Source organism: Streptomyces sp. NPDC005263 (genome assembly GCF_042872365.1).
Taxonomy (GTDB): Bacteria; Actinomycetota; Actinomycetes; order Streptomycetales; family Streptomycetaceae; genus Streptomyces.
In genome coordinates this window covers 261,163-279,649 of the sequence record NZ_JBIAKJ010000006.1, presented here as the reverse complement: position 1 = coordinate 279,649, position 18,487 = coordinate 261,163, and the positions used below count along the sequence as shown (strand labels likewise).

Sequence of the window (18,487 nt, the reverse complement as noted above, 5' to 3'; positions counted from 1 at the left end):
CCGAGCACGGCGGCCCCGCCCTCTTCCCGAACCCCCACACGCACACCGACAGTCAGGAGCTCCTGCAACGTGAGCAACGCAAGCGACTCCTGGTGGCGCTCCGCCGTGATCTACCAGGTGTACATCCGCAGCTTCGCCGACGGCGACGGCGACGGCACCGGCGACATCGCCGGCCTCCGCTCCCGGCTGCCCCACCTGGCCGATCTCGGTGTCGACGCCCTCTGGATCAACCCCTGGTACCCGTCCCCGCTGGCCGACGGCGGCTACGACGTCTCCGACTACCGCGGCATCCACCCCGCCTACGGCACACTCGACCAAGCCGAACAGTTCATCGCCGAGGCCCACGACCTCGGCCTGCGCGTGATCCTGGACATCGTCCCCAACCACACCTCCGACCAGCATCCCTGGTTCCGCCAGGCACTCGCCGCCGACCCCGGCTCCCCCGAACGTGACCGCTTCCTCTTCCGCGAGGGGAGGGGCGAGGACGGCTCCCTGCCACCCAACGACTGGCACGCGGCCTTCGGCGGCCCCGCCTGGACCCGCACGCCCGACGGCCAGTGGTACCTGCACCTATTCGCCCCCGAACAGCCCGACCTGAACTGGGACAACCCCGCGGTCCGCACCGAGTTCGAGTCGATCCTGCGCTTCTGGTTCGACCTCGGCGTCGACGGCTTCCGCATCGACGTCGCCCACGGCATGGACAAGGACCCCGCCCTCCCCGACCTCGGGCTGCCGCACTTCTCCGTCATGACGGCGGAAGGCCAGGAAGACCACCCGCACTGGGACCGCGACGGCGTCCACGACATCCTCCGTGGTTGGCGCGCCATCGCCGACAGCTACGCCGTCCCCCGGATCTTCGTCGCCGAGGCCCACGTCCGCCCCGGCCGCCTGGCCGCCTACGTGCGCCCGGACGAACTGCACACCGCCTTCAACTTCGACTTCCTCAGGTGTCCCCTCGAAGCCGACCGGCTGCGGGAGGTCATCGACCGCAGCATCACCGACCTCGCCGCCGTCGGTGCCCCCGCCACCTGGGTCCTGTCCAACCACGACGAGACCCGCCACGTGACCCGCTACGGCCGTCCCCACACCGGCGTGACGACCCCCCTTAGCGACCCGCACCAGCCCTCCGACCTGGACCGCGGCACCCGCCGCGCCCGCGCGGCCGCCCTGCTCATGCTCGCCCTGCCCGGCGGCGCCTACATCTACCAGGGCGAGGAACTCGGCCTCCACGAGGTCGAGGACCTCCCCAAAGAGGCCCTCCAGGACCCCATGTGGGAACGCTCCGGCCACACCGTCCGCGGCCGCGACGGCTGCCGCGTCCCCCTCCCCTGGAGCGGCGACACCCCGCCCTTCGGCTTCGGCCCGCCCGGCACCACTCCCTGGCTTCCCCAGCCCGGCGACTGGAAGTCGTACACCGTCGAAGCCAACGAGACCGACCCCGACTCCATGCTCAAGCTCTACCGCCAGGCCCTGCGGCTGCGCCACCTCGACCCCGACCTGCGGGGCGAGGAACTGCACTGGCTGGACAGCCCCGACGGCACACTCGTCTTCCAGCGCGGCAACGCTCTGGTGTGCGCGGTCAACCTCTCCGACCGACCGATTCCCCTCCCCGACGCCTGCACCCCCCTCCTCTCATCCGGGCCACTGGGCGACGCCCCGCTGTTGCCCCCGGACACCGCGGTCTGGCTGCACCGCGACTGACGCGCCGGCACGGGCGGGACACGTCACGAACGCCCACCCCGGACCACACCGATCCACCAGGGCCTGCCCGGTGTTCCTCCCCGCCCAGCGGACAGGCCCTGGTCCATCCCGCCTGCCGTACTGCCGTCCCCGACGGCAGTGGCCCGCACCTGCGCATCCCGTGATCCACGTGTGGGCGGTGTCCATACCGCCACGCTGAACACGCCTCGCCCGGCTGGGGGGTTCTGTCAGTACCTGTAACGACAGGACCTTCCGCACGCCCGTGCCCTGCGGTTTCCTCGATGTCGAAGGCAGCCGGCAGACGCCCCGGACCACATCGCGGAGATCGCGGAGATCGCTGCGGCTGCGGGGCAGACCCTCCCGTCACAGAGCGGCACTGCCGGTCACGTGTTTGGATCATGGCAAGGAGTCACCGCATGGCGAAGCAGTCCGCACCCCAGGAGCTGGCACAGGTCGCGCCGAAGCTCGTCGAGATCACCGACGACGTGCTCTTCGGCGACGTGTGGGAGCGCCCCGGACTCTCCCCCCGCGATCGCAGCCTGGTGACGGTGAGCGTGCTGGCCGCGCTCTACCGCAGCGAGCAACTCCCGTACCACCTGGGCAAGGCCCTGGAGAACGGGCTGAGCGTCGAGGAGCTCTCCGAGGCCATCACCCATCTGGCGTTCTACGCCGGATGGCCCAACGCCATGACCGCGATCACGCTGCTGAAGAAGATCGCCGACGAGCAGGCCACCTGACCGGCCGCTCCGCCTCACCCCCACACCCTCCCCCCTCACATCCAGGAAGAGCCGCCGTGGAACACATCACCTCCACCCCCACCGCCAAGGCCCCGTCCGAGCGCTTCACCGGCGACGTCTACCTCAACCCGATCGAGACGCCCTCCGCCCCCGCCCACCTGGTCGCCGCTCTGGTCCGCTTCACTCCCGGCGCCCGCACCAACTGGCACTCCCACGTCAAGGGCCAGACCCTCTACATCACCGACGGCGTCGGCTTGGTCGGCACCCGCGACGGCAGTGTCGTGCTGGCCACCGCCGGTGAGACCGTCAAGTGCCCGGCCGGTGAGGAGCACTGGCACGGCGCCACCGACACCACGCTCATGGCCCACATCGCCATGCTCGTCGGCGACGAGAGCGGTGACGCCACCACCTGGCTGGAGCCGGTGACCGACGAGCAGTACGCCACGGCACTGAAGTCCACCGGCCGCTGACCAGCCCTTCGAAGGCTGTCGGCGCGGGCAGATCCCGGGCGGACCTCGCAAGGTCGGCCCCGCGTTGTTTCCCCCCTCGCCGTCAGGAGCTGCCGTCCGCCCGCGCCACCGCACGGCACCCTGGAGGCACGATCACACGTCGCGGCGTTTCACGACGAGAACCGCGAGTGCGACCGTGATCAGCGGCCAGAGCGCGTACACGATCCAGGAGCCTGGGACCGTGGCGGTGTAGCCCAGGGATCGGGGCTCCGGCCCCCAGATTTGGATCAGACGGTTCCAGGCGGCCGACACCAGCGCGTGTTTGATGTCCGCCGACCAGCGGCTGCTCTCCGAGAACATGGGGGGCAGCATCACCAGGATGAAGACGCTGGTGACCATGGTCGCGGCGGCATGCCGGAGCAGAACACCGAGACCCAGACCGACCAGGGCACAGACCGGAGCCAGCAACGCTGATGCCACCAGCGCCCGGAACACCCCGGGGTGGGTGATCGGAAGGCCGGCGTGGTGCCCGTCCAGAATGGCCTGGGAGACCAGGAAGGAACCGGTCGAGGCGGCCGTACCGACCGCGGTCCACAGTGCGGCGGTGACGGCCGCCTTGGCCAGCACGACCGAGCCGCGGGCCGGGACGGCCACGGTGGTGGTGCGGATCAGCCCGCTGCTGTACTCGCTCACGACGGTGAGGGCGCCCATGCTGCCGGCGACCAGGATCAGCGTCCAGTAGCCGGCCGGCGGGTAGGCGTCGTAGGGCCGGAAATCAGCGGAGCCGGAGGACGCCGCTTTGTCCGCCAGCGTGGCCACGGCAGCGGAACCAATGACGAACAGGAGGGTGAGTGCGATCGTCCACGGTGTGGACCGCAGGGACCGTATCTTGATCCACTCGGAGGCGAGCAGGTCGCGGAAGCGGGCGGGCGGCGCGGTGACGGGGGTGGTCCGGGGGGCGGGGGTGAGCGTGGTCATCGGGGCTGTCCTGCCTGGTATTCGATGCTGTCGGCGGTGAGTTCCATGAAGGCCGTCTCCAGTGAGGCGTTACGGGTGGTCAGTTCGTCCAGCCGGATACCGTTGTCGAAGGCGAGCGCCCCGATCCGGTCGGCCGGGAGCCCGGTCACGACGAGCCTCTCGGCGGCCGCCGATCCCTCCGGCTCGACCGTGGCGCCCGCCGCGGTCAGCACGGCTGCCAGCTCGGCGGCCTGCGGTGTCCCGACCACGACGCCGCCACGGGTGCTGCGGGCCGCGAAGTCCCGTAGCGGCTCGGCGGCGAGGAGGCGGCCCCGTCCGATGACGACCAGCTGGTCGGCGGTGTTCTCCATCTCCGACATCAGGTGGCTGGAGAGGAAGACCGTGCGTCCCTCGCCGGCCAGGCGCCGGAAGAGCCGGCGTACCCAGAGGACGCCCTCCGGGTCCATGCCGTTGATCGGCTCGTCGAACATGAGCACAGGCGGGTCGCCGAGCAAGGCGGTGGCGATGCCGAGGCGCTGCTTCATGCCGAGGGAGAATCCGCCGATGCGGCGGTTGGCCACCTCGGCCAGTCCCACCTCCTGAAGCACCTCGCCCACCCGGTGCCGCGGGATGCCGTTGCTGCGGGCCAGAGCGGACAGGTGGGCCGCAGCGCTACGACCGCCGTGAACCTGTCCGGCTTCGAGGAGGGCACCGACGTACCGCAGTCCGCGCGGGTGGCTGCCGAAGGGGACGCCGCCGACGGTGGCGGCGCCGCTGGTGGGCGCGTCCAGGCCGAGGATCATCCGCAGGGTCGTGGACTTGCCGGCTCCGTTGGGGCCGAGGAATCCGGTGACCTGGCCCGGCCGCACGGTGAAGGACAGATGGTCGACGGCCGTCTTGCTGCCGTAGCGCTTGGTGAGTTCGCTGACTTCGATCACGGCACCCACACTGCCGAGCGGGCCTTGTTGGGGCATGGGGCCGTGGGCGGCAATCGAGCGGCCGGCTCCAGCCCGTGGGCGTACGTCCCCGGGCTGATGCCGCGCTGGTGGTGGCCCAGTTAGTCTCGCGGCGTGAACCCCATGACGACCATTCCGTTGCCTGCGCGCGTCGCGCACCGTGGCTTTGTTCCCGGGAGGGCACACCGGCGATGACGAGAACCAAGGCCGTGGCCTGGGCGGGGGGTGCCTCCTACTTCCTGGTGGTGGGTCTGCTGGTGGGGGCCGCGCCGCGGGCGTCGGGCACGGTCCACGGTGTTGGGGCGCTGCTGGCTCTGAGCCTGCTCGCCGGCGTGGTGCGACGGATGCCGATGCTGGCTCTTGCCATGGCACTCATCGGCTCCACCGTTGTGGTGGCGGGCCCTCCGAGCTCCCACGAGAGCCCGGCGTCGTCGTATCAGGGTCAGTTTCTGTCGTACGTGGCGGTGGACGTCATCCTGGTCTTCGTCGTCGCCACCTGCGCACGGCGGGCTTCGATCGTCGCTGTTGCCGTCTCCTTAGCCGTGCAGCTCCTGATGATCGGCTTGTTCGCGCACGGGGACAGCCTGGCGGCCAACGAGGTGATCGCCTTCCTGACGATGGCCGCAGCGTGCATGGCCGGTCTGCTGAGTCGCGAGCGTCGAGAGCACGCGGTGGCGCTGCGCGCACAGGAGGTGGTCGAGGCGGTGACCGCCGAACGGCTGCGGATCGCAAGGGAGTTGCACGACATGGTTGCGCACAGCATCGGCATCATCGCGATCCAGGCCGGTGTGGGCAGCCGGGTCATCCAGACCCAGCCGACGGAAGCGCGCGAGGCCCTGCGGGCCATCGAGGCCACCAGCAGAGAGACCCTGTCGGGCCTTCGACGCACGCTGGTGTCACTCCGTCAGGCCGGCCGGGGCGCGACCACCTCGGAGCAGTCACCGCTCGCACCCACGCCAGGGCTGGCGGACGTCGAACGGCTGGCGGCAGCGACCGCGGACGCGGGGGTACGCGTCGACGTACGCAGCAGCGGGAAGCAGCGTCCTGTGCCGGCCGACATCGACCTGTCCGCGTACCGCATCGTGCAGGAGGCGCTGACCAACGTGGTCCGCCACGCAGGCACCGGGCGTTGCCGGGTGGCCATCAACTACGGGGACGAGGAACTGTCCGTGGAAGTCGTCGACGACGGGTGCGGCGCCACCGAGATCGGCTCGGCCCACGGCTTCGGCATCATCGGCATGCGGGAGCGAGTCGGCCTGCTGGGCGGCCACCTCAGCGCCGGGCCGCGCCCTGAGGGCGGCTTCCGGGTGGCGGCCAGGCTGCCGCTGCCCGCGCCCATCGGAGTTCCGGTGGAGACCCGATGACCGTCCGGGTAGTGCTCGCCGACGACCAGCCGTTGGTTCGGTCCGGTCTACGTGTGATCATGGCCGATCACCCCGACCTGGAGGTCGTCGGTGAAGCCGCCACCGGCGCCGAGGCCGTCCAACTGGTCAGGGATACCGGCCCCGACGTCGTGGTCATGGACATCCGGATGCCCGGCATGGACGGGATCGAGGCCACCCGCCTGATCACGGCCGGTCCGGCAACCACACGCGTCCTCGTCCTGACCACCTTCGACGAGGACGACCACGTCTACGGCGCACTCCGGGCCGGCGCAAGCGGCTTCGTGGTCAAGGACATGGCACTGGACGACATCCTCGCGGCGATCCGCGTGGTCGCTGCCGGCGACGCACTGATCGCGCCTGGCGTGACGCGCCGTCTGATCGCGGACTTCATCGGGCACCCCGCAGCTGCCCCGGAGCGCTCCCTACGGCCGGTCGAGGGCATCACCCAGCGGGAACAGGAAGTACTGGCCCTGGTTGGACGAGGCCGGTCGAACACCGAGATCGCCGAGGACCTCTTCATCACGGTAGCCACCGCCAAGTCGCACGTGTCCCGGCTACTCACCAAACTCAACGCCCGGGACCGGGTCCAGCTCGTCATCACCGCCTATGAAATGGGGCTCGTCACCCTGCCTCGCTGACGGCGTCCCTGGCCCCGCGTGTCGGACATGCGTGTCTTCGCCCCGCACCAGAGCCTGGAACAGGCTCAGTGACCGCCCGTCAGGCTTCGAAGCGACGCCGGGCTGACTCGATGTGCGGGAAGTACCGGTAGGTCCATTCGCACATCCCGTCGACCGTCGCCCGCAGTCCGAGGCCCGCTTCGGTGAGGGTGTACTCGACACGCGGCGGGACGGTGGGGTGGACGGCACGCTCGGCCAGGCCGTTGCGTTCCAGCATGCGCAGGTTCTGGGTGAGCATCTTGTGGCTGATGCCCTCGACCCGGCTGCGCAGCTCGCTGAAGCGCAGGGTGCCCTCCCCCAGAGCTTCGATGATCAACAGTGCCCACTTGTTGGCGACGTCGGAGAAGATCTCCCGCGCCAGGGAATCGGCGCGCCGCAGGTTGGCATTCTCGGCCGAGTCGCTGAACTGCTTGGTCACCGTGAGGTTCCCCAGTCACTTAAAAGTGCGTTCTTCCATGTCAACGCACACTCTCCTACGGTTCCTGAGTAACTACAAGAGACCACATTGGTCTGGTTCGACGAAGACGGGCTTTCAGGAGCCCGGACAAGGAGACGGACGGCATGGCCATCACCCTGAAGAACCCCGAGGGACTGCCGAAAATCGATGTCTACCGGCAGGTCGCGATCGCCTCCGGTTCGAAGCTGGTCTTCATCGCCGGGCAGGTCGCCTGGGACGCGGAAGGCGTCACGATCGGCGAGGGCGACCTCGCCGCCCAGGTGGAGCAGAGCTACCTCAACATCGCCACCGCGCTGGCCGAGGCCGGCGGTTCCTTCGACGACGTGGCGAAACTGACCTTCTACGTCGTCGACTGGACGGCCGACAAGATGCCCCCGCTCCTGGAGGGAATCTCCCGGGCGGCCGCGAAGCTGGGGGTCACTCCGGTGCCGCCGGCCACGCTGATCGGCGTCGCGGCGCTGGACGTCCCCGAGCATCTGGTTGAGATCGAAGCCACCGCGGTCCTCGACTGAACATGTACCCCCGAGCGCCGAAGCGGCCGGCTACGGGACTCAGTTCCAGCCTTCGAACCGGTAGCCCATGCCCGGCTCGGTGATGAGGTAGCGGGGGTGGGCCGGATCTGTCTCCAGTTTGCGCCGCAGCTGGGCCATGTAGACCCGCAGGTAGTTGGTCTTGGTGGTCTGGGAGGCGCCCCAGACCTCCTGGAGCAGGTGTTTCTGGGAGATCAGCCGTCCCGGGTTGGTGGCCAGGATTTCCAGCAGGTGCCACTCGGTGGGCGTGAGCCGGACGTCACCGCCGCCCCGGTTCACCTTCTTGGCCAGCAGGTCGATGGTGAAGTCGGGCGTCTCGACGAGCGCCGTTCCCGGGGTGAGCGGTGTCTCCTCGGTGCGGCGGACGGCGGCCCGCAGCCGGGCGAGCAGCTCGTCCATGCTGAACGGCTTGGTGATGTAGTCGTCGGCGCCCGCGTCGAGGGCGACGACCTTCTCCTCGGACGCCTGCCGGGCGGACAGCACCAGGATCGGCACCCGGGACCAGCCGCGCAGGCCCTTGATGACGTCGACGCCGTCCATGTCCGGCAGCCCGAGGTCGAGCATCACCACGTCGGGCCGGCGGGCGGCCGCGAGCCGGAGTGCGGTGGCGCCGTCGGGGGCCTCGTCGACCCCGTACCGGCGTGCCTGGAGATTGATGACGAGGGCCCGTACGAGCTGCGGGTCGTCCTCCACCACCAGCACCCGTGTCATGGGCGTGCGCCTTCCTGTCGTACGTCGTCGGGCAGTACCCGCTTCGTGACGGCGGGAGTCGGCGGGCCCGGATCACTCCCGGCCCGCCCACTCACCGGTGGACGTGAGCGCCGTCAGCTCTTCGCCACGAGTTCCTTGAGTGCGATGTTGAGTTCCAGGACGTTCACCCTGGGCTCTCCCATGAAGCCCAGGGTGCGCCCGTCGATGTGCTCGTCGACCAGCTTCTGGGTCCGGGCGACGGACAGGCCGTTCCGCTCGGCGATCCGGTGGACCTGGAGGTCCGCGTACTGCGGGGAGATGTCCGGGTCCAGACCGGAGCCGGAGGAGGTGACCGCGTCGGCGGGGACGTCGGCGGGGCTGACCTTGTAGTCGGTGGTCGAGTTGTCCTTGATGACGGCCTTCTTGGCGGCGGTCACCCAGTCGATCAGGTCCTTGTTGTCGGCGGACCGGTTGGTGGCGCCGGACAGGATCAGGCTGTACCGGGTGTTGACGCTGTTGACGCCGAGGCCGTTCTGCGGGCGGCCCTGGAACCACTTGAGGTCGGGCTGAGGGGTCTTCTGGCCCTTCTTCAACGGCAGGTTGTACGACTGGCCGATGAGCGAGGACCCGACGACCTTGCCGTTCGCCGTGATCTCGGAGCCGTTCGCCTGGTGGTTGAACAGCCCCTGGGCGATGCCGGTGACGGCCAACGGGTAGATGACGCCGGTCACCAGGGTCAGCACGAGGAGGGCGCGCAGGCCCGCGCCGAGCAACCGGGCGGTGTTCACAAAGGAGTTGTTCATCGCGATCAACCGATTCCGGGAATGAGGGAGATGAGGAGGTCGATGAGCTTGATGCCGATGAACGGGGCGATCAGGCCGCCGATGCCGTAGATCGTGAGGTTGCGCCGCAGCATCTTGTCCGCGCTGACCGGCCGGTACTGGACGCCCTTCAGGGAGAGCGGGACCAGCGCGATGATGATCAGCGCGTTGAAGACGACCGCGGACAGGATCGCCGAGTCGGGCGAGGACAGGCCCATGACGTTGAGCTTGTCCAGGCCCGGGTAGACCGCCGCGAACAGCGCCGGGATGATCGCGAAGTACTTCGCCACGTCGTTGGCGATGGAGAACGTCGTCAACGCTCCCCGGGTGATGAGGAGTTGCTTGCCTATCTCGACGATCTCGATGAGCTTGGTCGGGTTGGAGTCCAGGTCCACCATGTTCCCGGCCTCCTTGGCGGCCGAGGTACCGGTGTTCATCGCCACGCCCACGTCGGCCTGGGCCAGCGCCGGCGCGTCGTTCGTGCCGTCACCGGTCATCGCGACCAGCTTGCCGCCCGCCTGCTCCCGCTTGATGAGGGCCATCTTGTCCTCGGGGGTGGCCTCCGCGAGGAAGTCGTCGACCCCGGCCTCCCGCGCGATGGCCTTCGCCGTCAGCGGGTTGTCGCCCGTGATCATGACGGTCTTGATGCCCATCCGGCGCAGCTCGTCGAACCGCTCCCGCATGCCGTCCTTGACGACGTCCTTGAGGTGGATGACTCCCAGCACCCGTGCGCCCTCGGTGTCCTCGACCGCCACGAGCAGCGGCGTACCGCCCGCCTCGGAGATCCGGTCGGTGAGCGCGCCGGCGTCCTCGGACACCTCGCCGCCCTGTTCCCGGACCCAGGCGACGACCGAACCGGCCGCGCCCTTGCGGACCTTGCGCCCGTCGACGTCCACGCCCGACATCCGGGTCTGGGCGGTGAAGGCGATCCATTCCGCACCGGCGAGTTCGCCCTGGTGACGCTCGCGCAGTCCGTAGGTCTCCTTCGCGAGTACGACGATGGAGCGGCCCTCGGGCGTCTCGTCGGCCAGGGACGACAGCTGGGCCGCATCGGCGAGTTCGGCTTCGGTGGTGCCGCTCACCGGCACGAACTCGGACGCCTGCCGGTTGCCGAGGGTGATGGTGCCGGTCTTGTCCAGCAGCAGGGTCGAGACGTCACCGGCGGCCTCGACGGCCCGCCCGGACATGGCCAGCACATTGCGCTGCACGAGCCGGTCCATGCCGGCGATGCCGATCGCGGAGAGCAGCGCGCCGATGGTGGTCGGGATGAGGCAGACCAGGAGCGCCACCAGCACGACCATCGTCAGGTGGGTGCCCGCGTAGTCGGCGAACGGCGGCAGCGTGGCGACGGCCAGCAGGAAGACGATCGTGAGCGAGGCGAGCAGGATGTTCAGCGCGATCTCGTTCGGCGTCTTCTGCCGGGCCGCCCCCTCGACCAGGTTGATCATGCGGTCGATGAAGGTCTCACCCGGCCTCGTGGTGATCTTGATGACGATGCGGTCGGAGAGGACCTTGGTGCCGCCGGTGACGGCGCTGCGGTCGCCGCCCGACTCACGGATGACCGGTGCCGACTCGCCGGTGATGGCGGACTCGTCGACCGAGGCGACGCCCTCGACGACGTCACCGTCGCCGGGGACGATGTCGCCCGCCTCGCAGACGACCAGGTCCCCGATGCGCAGCTCGGTGCCGGGTACCCGCTCCTCGCGATCCCCGACGAGCCGACGCGCGACGGTGTCGGTCTTGGCCTTGCGCAGGGTGTCGGCCTGCGCCTTGCCGCGGCCCTCGGCGACCGCTTCGGCGAGGTTGGCGAAGACGACGGTCAGCCACAGCCAGACGCTGATGGTCCAGCCGAACCAGTCGCCCGGGTCCTTGAACGAGAACACGGTGGTCAGCACCGAGCCGATCCACACCACGAACATCACCGGCGACTTGACCAGCACCCGCGGATCCAGCTTGCGGAACGCGTCCGGCAGCGACTTCACCAGCTGTCCGGGGTCGAAGAGGCCCGCTCCCACGCGGCCTTCGGCGGGCTTGTGTCCGGTGGGTACGTCGGTGTGCGGCGCCCGGGTCGGGGTGGCTGTGGACATCGTGTCCTCGTGCTTCGTCGTGTCGGCCGTCATGACGCCAGCCCCTCGGCCAGCGGCCCCAGCGCCAGGGCCGGGAAGTAGGTGAGACCCGTGATGATCAGGATCGCCCCCACCAGCAGCCCCGTGAACAGGGGCTTCTCGGTGCGCAGGGTGCCCGCGGAGGCCGGCACCGGCTTCTGCTCGCCCAGCGAACCGGCCAGCGCCAGCACGAAGACCATCGGCAGGAAGCGGCCCAGCACCATGGCGATCCCCAGCGTGCTGTTGAACCACTGGGTGTCGGCGTTCAGACCGGCGAAGGCCGAACCGTTGTTGTTGGCGGCCGAGGTGTAGGCGTAAAGGATCTCGGAGAATCCGTGCGCGCCGCTGTTGGTCATCGAGTTGCCGGGGGTGGGCAGGGCCATCGCGGCGGCGGCGAGGACGAGGACCAGGGCCGGGGTGATGAGGATGTAGCAGGCGGCGAGTTTGATCTCACGGGTGCCGATCTTCTTGCCCAGGTACTCGGGTGTGCGGCCGACCATGAGGCCGGCGATGAACACCGCGATGATCGCCATGATCAGCATGCCGTAGAGACCGGAGCCGGTGCCGCCGGGCGCGATCTCGCCCAGCTGCATGCCGAGCATGGCGATGCCGCCGCCCAGGCCGGTGTAGGACGAGTGGAAGGAGTCCACCGCGCCGGTGGAGGTGAGGGTCGTCGACACCGCGAAGATCGACGAGGCGCCGACCCCGAAGCGGGTCTCCTTGCCCTCCATCGCTCCCCCGGCGATCTGGAGCGCCGGGCCGTGGTGCGCGAACTCCGTCCACATCATCAGCGCGACGAAGCCGACCCAGATGGTGGCCATGGTGGCGAGGATCGCGTACCCCTGCTTGACGGAGCCGACCATGATGCCGAAGGTGCGGGTCAGCGCGAAGGGGATGACCAGCAGCAGGAAGATCTCGAAGAGGTTCGTGAACGGGGTCGGGTTCTCGAAGGGGTGGGCGGAGTTGGCGTTGAAGTAGCCGCCGCCGTTGGTGCCGATCTCCTTGATGGCCTCCTGTGAGGCGACCGCGCCGCCGTTCCACTGCTGGTGCCCGCCAAAGAACTGGCCGACCTCGTGGATGCCGGAGAAGTTCTGGATGGCGCCGCAGGCGACCAGGACGATCGCGGTGACGACGGAGAGCGGCAGCAGGATGCGGGTGACGCCGCGCACCATGTCCGACCAGAAGTTGCCCAGCTCGCCGGTTCGGACGGGGGTTCCCCCGCCGGAGCGAAGCCTGGAGTGGGCGAACCCGCGCACCAGTGCCACGGCGACGGCGATGCCGACCGCGGCCGACACGAAGTTCTGCACCGCGAGACCGGCCGTCTGCACGACGTGGCCCATGGCCTGCTCGCCGTAGTACGACTGCCAGTTGGTGTTGGTGACGAAGGACACCGCGGTGTTGAAGGCCTGGTCCGGGTCGATCGACTTGAAGCCCAGCGAACCGGGCAGCACGCCCTGGACCCGCTGGAGCAGATAGAGGAAGAGGACGCTCACCGCCGAGAAGGCCAGGACGCCGCGCAGGTACGCGGGCCAGCGCATCTCGGCGTCCGGGTTGGCTCCGATGCCCTTGTAGATCCACTTCTCCACGCGCCAGTGCTTGTCGGAGGTGTAGACCTTAGCCATGTAGGTGCCGAGGGGGGCGTAGGCGAGCGCCAGCGCCGCCATGAGCGCGAGCAGCTGGAGCACGCCGGCGAGTACGGGACTCATGTCACCCGCTGCGGTGGCAGCTGATGTCATCGTCAGAACCTCTCCGGGAAGATCAGGGCGATGACCAGATAGCCCAGCAGGGTGACGGCGACGACGAGGCCGACGATGTTCTCGGCGGTCACAGCTTCGTCACCCCCTTGGCGACGAGGGCCACCAGCGCGAACACCGCGATCGTGATGAGGACGAAGGCCAGATCGGCCATCGCGAACTCCTAGAGCTAGACGAGGTTCCGAAGAGCAGCGGACACTCTCAGGAAACCCGCCCCTGGCCGGAATCGGGCGGTCGTTGACGACTCCCTGACGGCGGTCCCCGCACCTTTGACGGGACCCTTACGGCGGCTCTGTCAGCCGGCTCATGGCGGACACGCGGGGTACGTGGCCCGGCGGAGCTCACCGGCGTGCTCGCAGCCGGTCTTAACGCAAGATTGACGCCCGCGTGTGATCCAGCCCTCGGCTCTCACGTCACGCTCTGCATACGCTGGTGGTGCCGTCCGCGTCATGGCCGGATCCCATCCTGAGCCGCACACCTGGAGAGCCCGCCGATGGCCACCACGCAACACCCGCCGCCGAGCCGTATGCGGACGTGGATGCTTCAGGGCCTGTCCGACATGGGCAAGGAGGGCGGCCACACCGGACCGCACGCCGCTCCCGAGGCCCCGCACAAGGGCCAGCCCTGGTACCGGGTGATGTGCCTGACCGGCGTCGACTACTTCTCCACCCTCGGTTACCAGCCGGGCATCGCGGCCCTCGCGGCCGGTCTGCTCTCCCCCGTCGCGACCATCGTGCTCGTCATCGTCACGCTGGCCGGTGCCCTGCCGGTCTACCGACGCGTGGCCGAGGAGAGCCCGCACGGCGAGGGCTCGATCGCGATGCTGGAGCGGCTGCTGTCCTTCTGGAAGGGCAAGCTGTTCGTCCTGACCCTGCTGGGCTTCGCCGCCACCGACTTCCTGATCACCATCACGCTCTCGGCGGCCGACGCCTCGACCCACCTGGTCGAGAACCCGCACCTGAACAGCGCACTGCACGACAAGCAGATGGTGATCACACTCATCCTGGTGGCCCTGCTCGGCGCGGTGTTCCTCAAGGGCTTCCTGGAGGCGATCGGGGTCGCGGTCGCCCTGGTGGGCGTCTATCTCACGCTGAACGTCGTGGTCATCGCCGTCGGCGGGTGGCATGTCGCCACGGCGGGCCATGTGATCACCGACTGGGCCGACGCGCTCACCGCCGAGCACGGCAACGTCTTCGCCATGGTCGGCGTGGCGCTGCTGGTCTTCCCCAAGCTGGCCCTCGGCCTGTCCGGATTCGAGACCGGCGTGGCGGTCATGCCCCATGTGAAGGGCGACGGCGGCGACACCGAGGAGCACCCCCATGGCCGTATCCGCGACACCAGGAAGCTGCTGACCTCCGCCGCTCTCATCATGAGCGTCTTCCTCATCGCGACCAGCTTCATCACCACCCTCCTCATCCCGGAGAAGGAGTTCGAGCCCGGCGGTCAGGCCAACGGACGCGCCCTCGCCTACCTGGCCCACCAGTACCTGGGAGGTGCCTTCGGCACGGTCTACGACGTGTCGACGATCGCCATCCTGTGGTTCGCGGGCGCCTCGGCGATGGCCGGTCTGCTGAACCTGATGCCGCGCTACCTGCCCCGCTACGGCATGGCCCCGCACTGGGCACGGGCCGTCCGGCCGATGGTCATCGTCTTCACGCTGATCGGTTTCCTCGTCACCTGGGTCTTCGACGCGGACGTGGACGCACAGGGCGGCGCCTACGCCACCGGCGTGCTGGTCCTCATCAGCTCGGCGGCGATCGCCGTGACCATCGCCGCCCGCAAGGCCGGCCAGCGGGGCTGGACGGTCGGCTTCGCCGTCATCTCGGCGGTGTTCCTCTACGTCACCGTCGCCAACGTCATCGAACGCCCCGACGGCGTCAAGATCGGCGTCTGTTTCATCGCGGGCATCATCCTGGTCTCCCTGCTCTCCCGCCTGGCCCGCGCCTTCGAGCTCCGCGTGACCAGCGTGACGCTGGACGACATGGCGGAACGTTTCATCCGTGACATGGCCAGCCGCAAGTTGCGCTTCATCGCCAACCAGCCCGACCGGCGCGACAAGGCCGAGTACCGCGACAAGATCGAGCAGATCCGGGCCGACAACGACATGCCGGAGCAGGACGACTTCGTCTTCGTCGAGGTGACGGTGACCGACCCCTCCGAGTTCGAGGCGGGCCTGACGGTACGCGGCGAGGTCCTGCACAACCGCTATCGCGTGCTGACCATGGAGTCCTCCTCCATCCCCAACGCCCTCGCCGCGCTGCTGCTGCACGCCCGCGACACGACAGGCGGCATCCCGCACATCTACTTCGAGTGGACCGAGGGCGGACCCTTCGCCAACTTCCTGCGCTTCTTCCTCTTCGGCCAGGGCGAGGTCGCCCCGGTCACCCGGGAGGTGCTGCGCGAGGCGGAACCGGACCGCACCCGGCGGCCCCGCGTCCACACCGGCTGAGCCCGCCGTCCGCGTCAGGATCACATCAAAATTCACCCGTACGGCGTCAGGACCCCGTCAGCGACCGTTTCCCGGCCCCGCACAGCCGCCTAGCGTCAGTGCCATGACACCGATGGCGCCATGCGCCCCGGCCGGCGACCACCACTGGCGCGGCAGCGTCCGGCTGGCCGCGACCTGCGCCCTGGTGTTGTGCGCCCTGTTCCTGCTCGTGGACTGGGACGCGGGCAGCCTGACGCTCCCGCGCACCCTGCTGTGGCTGACCCTGTCCGCCACCGTCTTCGCCGTCCTCCTCCCGCACCGGGTGACCGCGGGCCCCGGCTGGCTGGCGGCCCGCACCCCCTGGCGCCGGTACCTGGTGCGCACGGACGCACTGGTGGCCGTACGGCAGTACGGCAACGTCTCCTCGCACCTGGTGCTGCGCGACGTCCACGGCGGACGCCTGGAACTCGACCCCCGCGTCCTCACCGCCAACCCCCTGATCTGGCACGAGCTCGACACCGGCGTCCACCGCTCCGTCGAGCGCGGCACGCTCCTGCACGGCGCGGACGTCCTGGAACGGCTCGGCCACCGGATCGACGACGAGATCACGCGAGCGGTCCTGAGGGTGTCCGGGCTTTCCTGAGCGGGCGCTGCCCGTGCCCCACCCTGTCGTGCGGCCCCGAACAGGTCGGTCGGTACGCTGCCGGGGGTGCGGGGTGCGCGGTCGCGCCCTCCGTCATCCGATTCGTCTGCTCCGTCTGCTCCGTCTGCTCCGTCTGCTCCGTCGTCCGCTCCGTCCGTTCCGTGACGGACCGACCGTCCGAAGGTCCGATCTGATGCGCACGCACTGGTTGCGAGGAGTCGGCTCGCCGGCGTCCGGTGTGCTGCGCGGGGTTCGGGCCGGAGTGCTCGCGGTGCTGTGTGTGCTGCTGCCGCTGGCCGGACACGTGCTGTCGCAGGGCCATGCTCCCCGGTGGGTCAGCGTGGTCGCGACGGCGGCCGTCGCGCTGCCGAGCGCGACCGTCCTGTCCCGGCGTCGCATGACGGACGCCCAGCTGCTGGGCGTGCTCGCCCTCGCCCAGTTCGCCTACCACATCGTCTACTCGCTGCCCGGCGCCTGCGCCGCGGTGACCGGGCAGGGCGGCTCGTCGGGCGCGCCCGCCTGGCTGCTCGCCCACGACACGGTCGCCGGGCCGCCGGCCTCGGTGCTGCTCGCCGGGCACCTGGTCACCCTGCTGCTCACCGCCCGTCTGCTGGGCGTCACCGAGCGGCTGTTGTGGCAGAGCACCTCGCTCCTGGTGCTGGTACGGCGGCTGCTGCTGTTCCTCTGGCCGCTGCTCGGCGGCCGGCCCAGCACCGGACCGCGGACCGCGTTTCCGCCGCGCGCCGCGCCGCTGCGGTCGGCGTTGCTGGTGCGGTTCCACGAGGGCAGGGCGCCGCCGCGCGTCCGGCACGGTCTGTCCGCCCTTCTCCGGCCGACGCCGGTCGGCGCTCTCAGCCTGCCCTGACGGGGTGGTGCGAGGGCCGCACGACGGGCGAGTCCGCGCGCCCGCGACCGGCGCCCGCCGACCCCCGTACCACCGAGGAATCATGAACAAGCTGAAGAGACACCTGATCGTCGCCGCCGTCCTCATGGCCGGCTTCGCCGCCGCGATCGGCTCCTACCTGCTGCTCGCCCCGGACGACCGGGGCGGCGGTGGCCTGGACGTGCAGCCGGCCGCCGAGGCACTGCCGGTGCGCGCGTCCAGTCACCGGCTGACCGAGCCGGAGAAGAGCGAGCTCACCGTCGTGGAGTTCCTGGACTTCGAGTGCGAGGCGTGCGGGGCGATGTACCCGGTCGTGGAGAGACTGCGTGAGGAGTACGGCGACCGGGTCACCTTCGTCGCCCGCTACTTCCCCATGCCGGGCCACCGCAACGGCGAACTCGCCGCCCGCACCGCCGAAGCCGCCGCCCGTCAGGGCAGGTTCGAGGAGATGTACACCAAGCTCTTCAACACCCAGCAGGAGTGGGGCGAGTCGCAGGACTGGAAGCAGTCCGTCTTCCGGAACTACGCCAGGCAACTCGGCCTGGACATCGCCCAGTTCGACGCCGACCTCGCCGACCCGGAGGTGGCCGGACGCGTCCAGGACGACCAGCGCGACGGCCTCGCCTTGGACGTGCAAGGCACCCCGACCTTCCTCGTCGACGGCACCAGGATCCAAACCCCGGGCTCCTACCGGGAGTTCAAGGCACTCATCGACGACCGGCTGTCCGACTGACCCGCTGGGAGGCAGCACCATGCAGTACCTGACCGACCAGGCGCGCGTGTTCCGTGCGCGCGCCGCCGCCCACGCCATGCCCCTGGACAGCGCCGCCCGCCAGCCGCGGGCGATGTTCATCTCCTGCTCCGACGCCCGCCTCGTACCCGGCCTGCTCACCGCCGCCCGGCCCGGGGACCTCTTCGAACTGCGCACGTACGGAGGGCTCATACCTCCCTACGACGAGAAGGCGCCCACCGCCGAGTCGAGAACCATCGAGTACGCCGTCAACGAGCTGAACGTCTCCGCCATCATCGTCTGCGGCCACTCGCGCTGCGACGTCGTCACCGCGGCGATGCTCGACAACCTGGCGATCGCGGGCGTCACCGGATCCGACGGCGAAGCAGCACCGCTGGCCGGAGACGTCACGGCCGCCGACCACTGGCACGTCCTCAGCCAACTGGACGCGCTCAGCGACCACCCGTGCGTCGCGCCCCGGCTGGCCGACCGTTCGCTGCACCTGCACGCCTGGTTCCACGACATCGACACCGGCGCGACCCTGGCCCACCACGCCCGCGCCAACACCTTCCTGCCGCTGTGAA

At 69.7% G+C, this 18,487-nt stretch carries 19 protein-coding genes; 11 read left to right on the top strand and 8 right to left on the bottom strand.

The window, feature by feature from the left end:
- Positions 1-69: 69 nt before the first annotated feature.
- The 3 genes from ACFYRY_RS27255 to ACFYRY_RS27245 all read left to right on the top strand — a co-directional run bounded on the left by ACFYRY_RS27255 (position 70) and on the right by ACFYRY_RS27245 (position 2,908).
- Positions 70-1,701, top strand: coding sequence for a glycoside hydrolase family 13 protein (locus tag ACFYRY_RS27255; RefSeq protein ID WP_389150893.1), 1,632 nt, complete (start codon positions 70-72; stop codon positions 1,699-1,701).
- Between the two features lie 416 nt (positions 1,702-2,117).
- Positions 2,118-2,438 (top strand): carboxymuconolactone decarboxylase family protein, encoded by a 321-nt coding sequence (locus tag ACFYRY_RS27250; protein ID WP_389150890.1) that lies wholly within the window; start codon positions 2,118-2,120, stop codon positions 2,436-2,438.
- A gap of 56 nt (positions 2,439-2,494) precedes the next feature.
- Complete coding sequence (locus ACFYRY_RS27245) at positions 2,495-2,908, top strand: cupin domain-containing protein (protein ID WP_389150888.1); 414 nt, start codon at positions 2,495-2,497, stop codon at positions 2,906-2,908.
- A gap of 132 nt (positions 2,909-3,040) precedes the next feature.
- Here the strand turns inward: ACFYRY_RS27245 and ACFYRY_RS27240 are convergent, their stop codons facing one another.
- Both ACFYRY_RS27240 and ACFYRY_RS27235 read right to left on the bottom strand, forming a co-directional pair.
- Positions 3,041-3,865 (bottom strand): ABC transporter permease, encoded by an 825-nt coding sequence (locus ACFYRY_RS27240; RefSeq protein WP_389150884.1) that lies wholly within the window; start codon positions 3,863-3,865, stop codon positions 3,041-3,043.
- Positions 3,862-4,782, bottom strand: a complete 921-nt coding sequence (locus ACFYRY_RS27235) for an ABC transporter ATP-binding protein (protein ID WP_389150882.1) — start codon at positions 4,780-4,782, stop codon at positions 3,862-3,864. Before ACFYRY_RS27235 ends, ACFYRY_RS27240 begins: the two co-directional genes overlap by 4 nt.
- Positions 4,783-4,991: 209 nt before the next feature.
- On the opposite strand from ACFYRY_RS27235, the gene ACFYRY_RS27230 reads away from it, so the two are divergent.
- Together ACFYRY_RS27230 and ACFYRY_RS27225 are read left to right on the top strand one after the other, a co-directional pair.
- Positions 4,992-6,164 carry a sensor histidine kinase gene (locus ACFYRY_RS27230; RefSeq protein ID WP_389150879.1) on the top strand — a complete coding sequence of 391 codons (1,173 nt, stop codon included), beginning with the start codon at positions 4,992-4,994 and terminating at the stop codon, positions 6,162-6,164.
- Complete coding sequence (locus ACFYRY_RS27225) at positions 6,161-6,823, top strand: response regulator (RefSeq protein ID WP_389150877.1); 663 nt, start codon at positions 6,161-6,163, stop codon at positions 6,821-6,823. Before ACFYRY_RS27230 ends, ACFYRY_RS27225 begins: the two co-directional genes overlap by 4 nt.
- A 79-nt stretch (positions 6,824-6,902) precedes the next feature.
- Here the strand turns inward: ACFYRY_RS27225 and ACFYRY_RS27220 are convergent, their stop codons facing one another.
- Positions 6,903-7,280 (bottom strand): winged helix-turn-helix transcriptional regulator, encoded by a 378-nt coding sequence (locus ACFYRY_RS27220; protein ID WP_389150874.1) that lies wholly within the window; start codon positions 7,278-7,280, stop codon positions 6,903-6,905.
- 143 nt (positions 7,281-7,423) lie between these two features.
- On the opposite strand from ACFYRY_RS27220, the gene ACFYRY_RS27215 reads away from it, so the two are divergent.
- Positions 7,424-7,831, top strand: a complete 408-nt coding sequence (locus ACFYRY_RS27215) for a RidA family protein (protein WP_389150871.1) — start codon at positions 7,424-7,426, stop codon at positions 7,829-7,831.
- A gap of 39 nt (positions 7,832-7,870) precedes the next feature.
- Here the strand turns inward: ACFYRY_RS27215 and ACFYRY_RS27210 are convergent, their stop codons facing one another.
- From ACFYRY_RS27210 to kdpF, 5 genes are all read right to left on the bottom strand, one after another.
- Positions 7,871-8,560, bottom strand: a complete 690-nt coding sequence (locus ACFYRY_RS27210; RefSeq protein WP_389150868.1) for a response regulator — start codon at positions 8,558-8,560, stop codon at positions 7,871-7,873.
- A 113-nt stretch (positions 8,561-8,673) separates the two neighbouring features.
- Positions 8,674-9,342: a potassium-transporting ATPase subunit C gene (locus ACFYRY_RS27205; RefSeq protein ID WP_389150866.1), complete on the bottom strand. Its 669-nt coding sequence runs from the start codon at positions 9,340-9,342 to the stop codon at positions 8,674-8,676.
- A 5-nt stretch (positions 9,343-9,347) separates the two neighbouring features.
- Positions 9,348-11,480 (bottom strand): potassium-transporting ATPase subunit KdpB, encoded by a 2,133-nt coding sequence (gene kdpB / locus ACFYRY_RS27200; protein ID WP_389150863.1) that lies wholly within the window; start codon positions 11,478-11,480, stop codon positions 9,348-9,350.
- Positions 11,477-13,171 carry a potassium-transporting ATPase subunit KdpA gene (gene kdpA / locus ACFYRY_RS27195; RefSeq protein WP_389150861.1) on the bottom strand — a complete coding sequence of 565 codons (1,695 nt, stop codon included), beginning with the start codon at positions 13,169-13,171 and terminating at the stop codon, positions 11,477-11,479. Before kdpA ends, kdpB begins: the two co-directional genes overlap by 4 nt.
- A 32-nt stretch (positions 13,172-13,203) precedes the next feature.
- Complete coding sequence (kdpF, locus tag ACFYRY_RS27190; RefSeq protein ID WP_389150858.1) at positions 13,204-13,293, bottom strand: K(+)-transporting ATPase subunit F; 90 nt, start codon at positions 13,291-13,293, stop codon at positions 13,204-13,206.
- A gap of 419 nt (positions 13,294-13,712) precedes the next feature.
- Here kdpF and ACFYRY_RS27185 point away from each other — a divergent pair, with 419 nt between their 5' ends.
- The 5 genes from ACFYRY_RS27185 (at position 13,713) to ACFYRY_RS27165 (ending at position 18,486) form a co-directional block, all read left to right on the top strand.
- Positions 13,713-15,668 (top strand): amino acid transporter, encoded by a 1,956-nt coding sequence (locus ACFYRY_RS27185; protein ID WP_389150855.1) that lies wholly within the window; start codon positions 13,713-13,715, stop codon positions 15,666-15,668.
- A gap of 103 nt (positions 15,669-15,771) precedes the next feature.
- Positions 15,772-16,290, top strand: coding sequence for a hypothetical protein (locus ACFYRY_RS27180; RefSeq protein ID WP_389150852.1), 519 nt, complete (start codon positions 15,772-15,774; stop codon positions 16,288-16,290).
- 193 nt (positions 16,291-16,483) lie between these two features.
- Positions 16,484-17,155 (top strand): hypothetical protein, encoded by a 672-nt coding sequence (locus ACFYRY_RS27175; protein ID WP_389150850.1) that lies wholly within the window; start codon positions 16,484-16,486, stop codon positions 17,153-17,155.
- 82 nt (positions 17,156-17,237) lie between these two features.
- Positions 17,238-17,906 carry a DsbA family protein gene (locus ACFYRY_RS27170; protein WP_389150847.1) on the top strand — a complete coding sequence of 223 codons (669 nt, stop codon included), beginning with the start codon at positions 17,238-17,240 and terminating at the stop codon, positions 17,904-17,906.
- Positions 17,907-17,925: 19 nt separating this feature from the next.
- Positions 17,926-18,486, top strand: coding sequence for a carbonic anhydrase (locus ACFYRY_RS27165; RefSeq protein ID WP_389150845.1), 561 nt, complete (start codon positions 17,926-17,928; stop codon positions 18,484-18,486).
- Position 18,487: the final 1 nt, after the last annotated feature.

What these genes read in the sequence shown, in the direction of transcription:
- kdpB (WP_389150863.1), bottom strand. Translation starts at nt 11,480, where the DNA reads ATGACGGCCGACACGACGAAGCACGAGGACACGATGTCCACAGCCACC.
- ACFYRY_RS27175 (WP_389150850.1), top strand. Translation starts at nt 16,484, where the DNA reads ATGCGCACGCACTGGTTGCGAGGAGTCGGCTCGCCGGCGTCCGGTGTG.
- ACFYRY_RS27205 (WP_389150866.1), bottom strand. Translation starts at nt 9,342, where the DNA reads ATGAACAACTCCTTTGTGAACACCGCCCGGTTGCTCGGCGCGGGCCTG.
- kdpA (WP_389150861.1), bottom strand. Translation starts at nt 13,171, where the DNA reads ATGAGTCCCGTACTCGCCGGCGTGCTCCAGCTGCTCGCGCTCATGGCG.
- ACFYRY_RS27185 (WP_389150855.1), top strand. Translation starts at nt 13,713, where the DNA reads ATGGCCACCACGCAACACCCGCCGCCGAGCCGTATGCGGACGTGGATG.
- ACFYRY_RS27240 (WP_389150884.1), bottom strand. Translation starts at nt 3,865, where the DNA reads ATGACCACGCTCACCCCCGCCCCCCGGACCACCCCCGTCACCGCGCCG.
- ACFYRY_RS27210 (WP_389150868.1), bottom strand. Translation starts at nt 8,560, where the DNA reads ATGACACGGGTGCTGGTGGTGGAGGACGACCCGCAGCTCGTACGGGCC.
- ACFYRY_RS27180 (WP_389150852.1), top strand. Translation starts at nt 15,772, where the DNA reads ATGACACCGATGGCGCCATGCGCCCCGGCCGGCGACCACCACTGGCGC.
- ACFYRY_RS27250 (WP_389150890.1), top strand. Translation starts at nt 2,118, where the DNA reads ATGGCGAAGCAGTCCGCACCCCAGGAGCTGGCACAGGTCGCGCCGAAG.
- ACFYRY_RS27170 (WP_389150847.1), top strand. Translation starts at nt 17,238, where the DNA reads ATGAACAAGCTGAAGAGACACCTGATCGTCGCCGCCGTCCTCATGGCC.
- ACFYRY_RS27165 (WP_389150845.1), top strand. Translation starts at nt 17,926, where the DNA reads ATGCAGTACCTGACCGACCAGGCGCGCGTGTTCCGTGCGCGCGCCGCC.
- ACFYRY_RS27230 (WP_389150879.1), top strand. Translation starts at nt 4,992, where the DNA reads ATGACGAGAACCAAGGCCGTGGCCTGGGCGGGGGGTGCCTCCTACTTC.
- ACFYRY_RS27215 (WP_389150871.1), top strand. Translation starts at nt 7,424, where the DNA reads ATGGCCATCACCCTGAAGAACCCCGAGGGACTGCCGAAAATCGATGTC.
- ACFYRY_RS27225 (WP_389150877.1), top strand. Translation starts at nt 6,161, where the DNA reads ATGACCGTCCGGGTAGTGCTCGCCGACGACCAGCCGTTGGTTCGGTCC.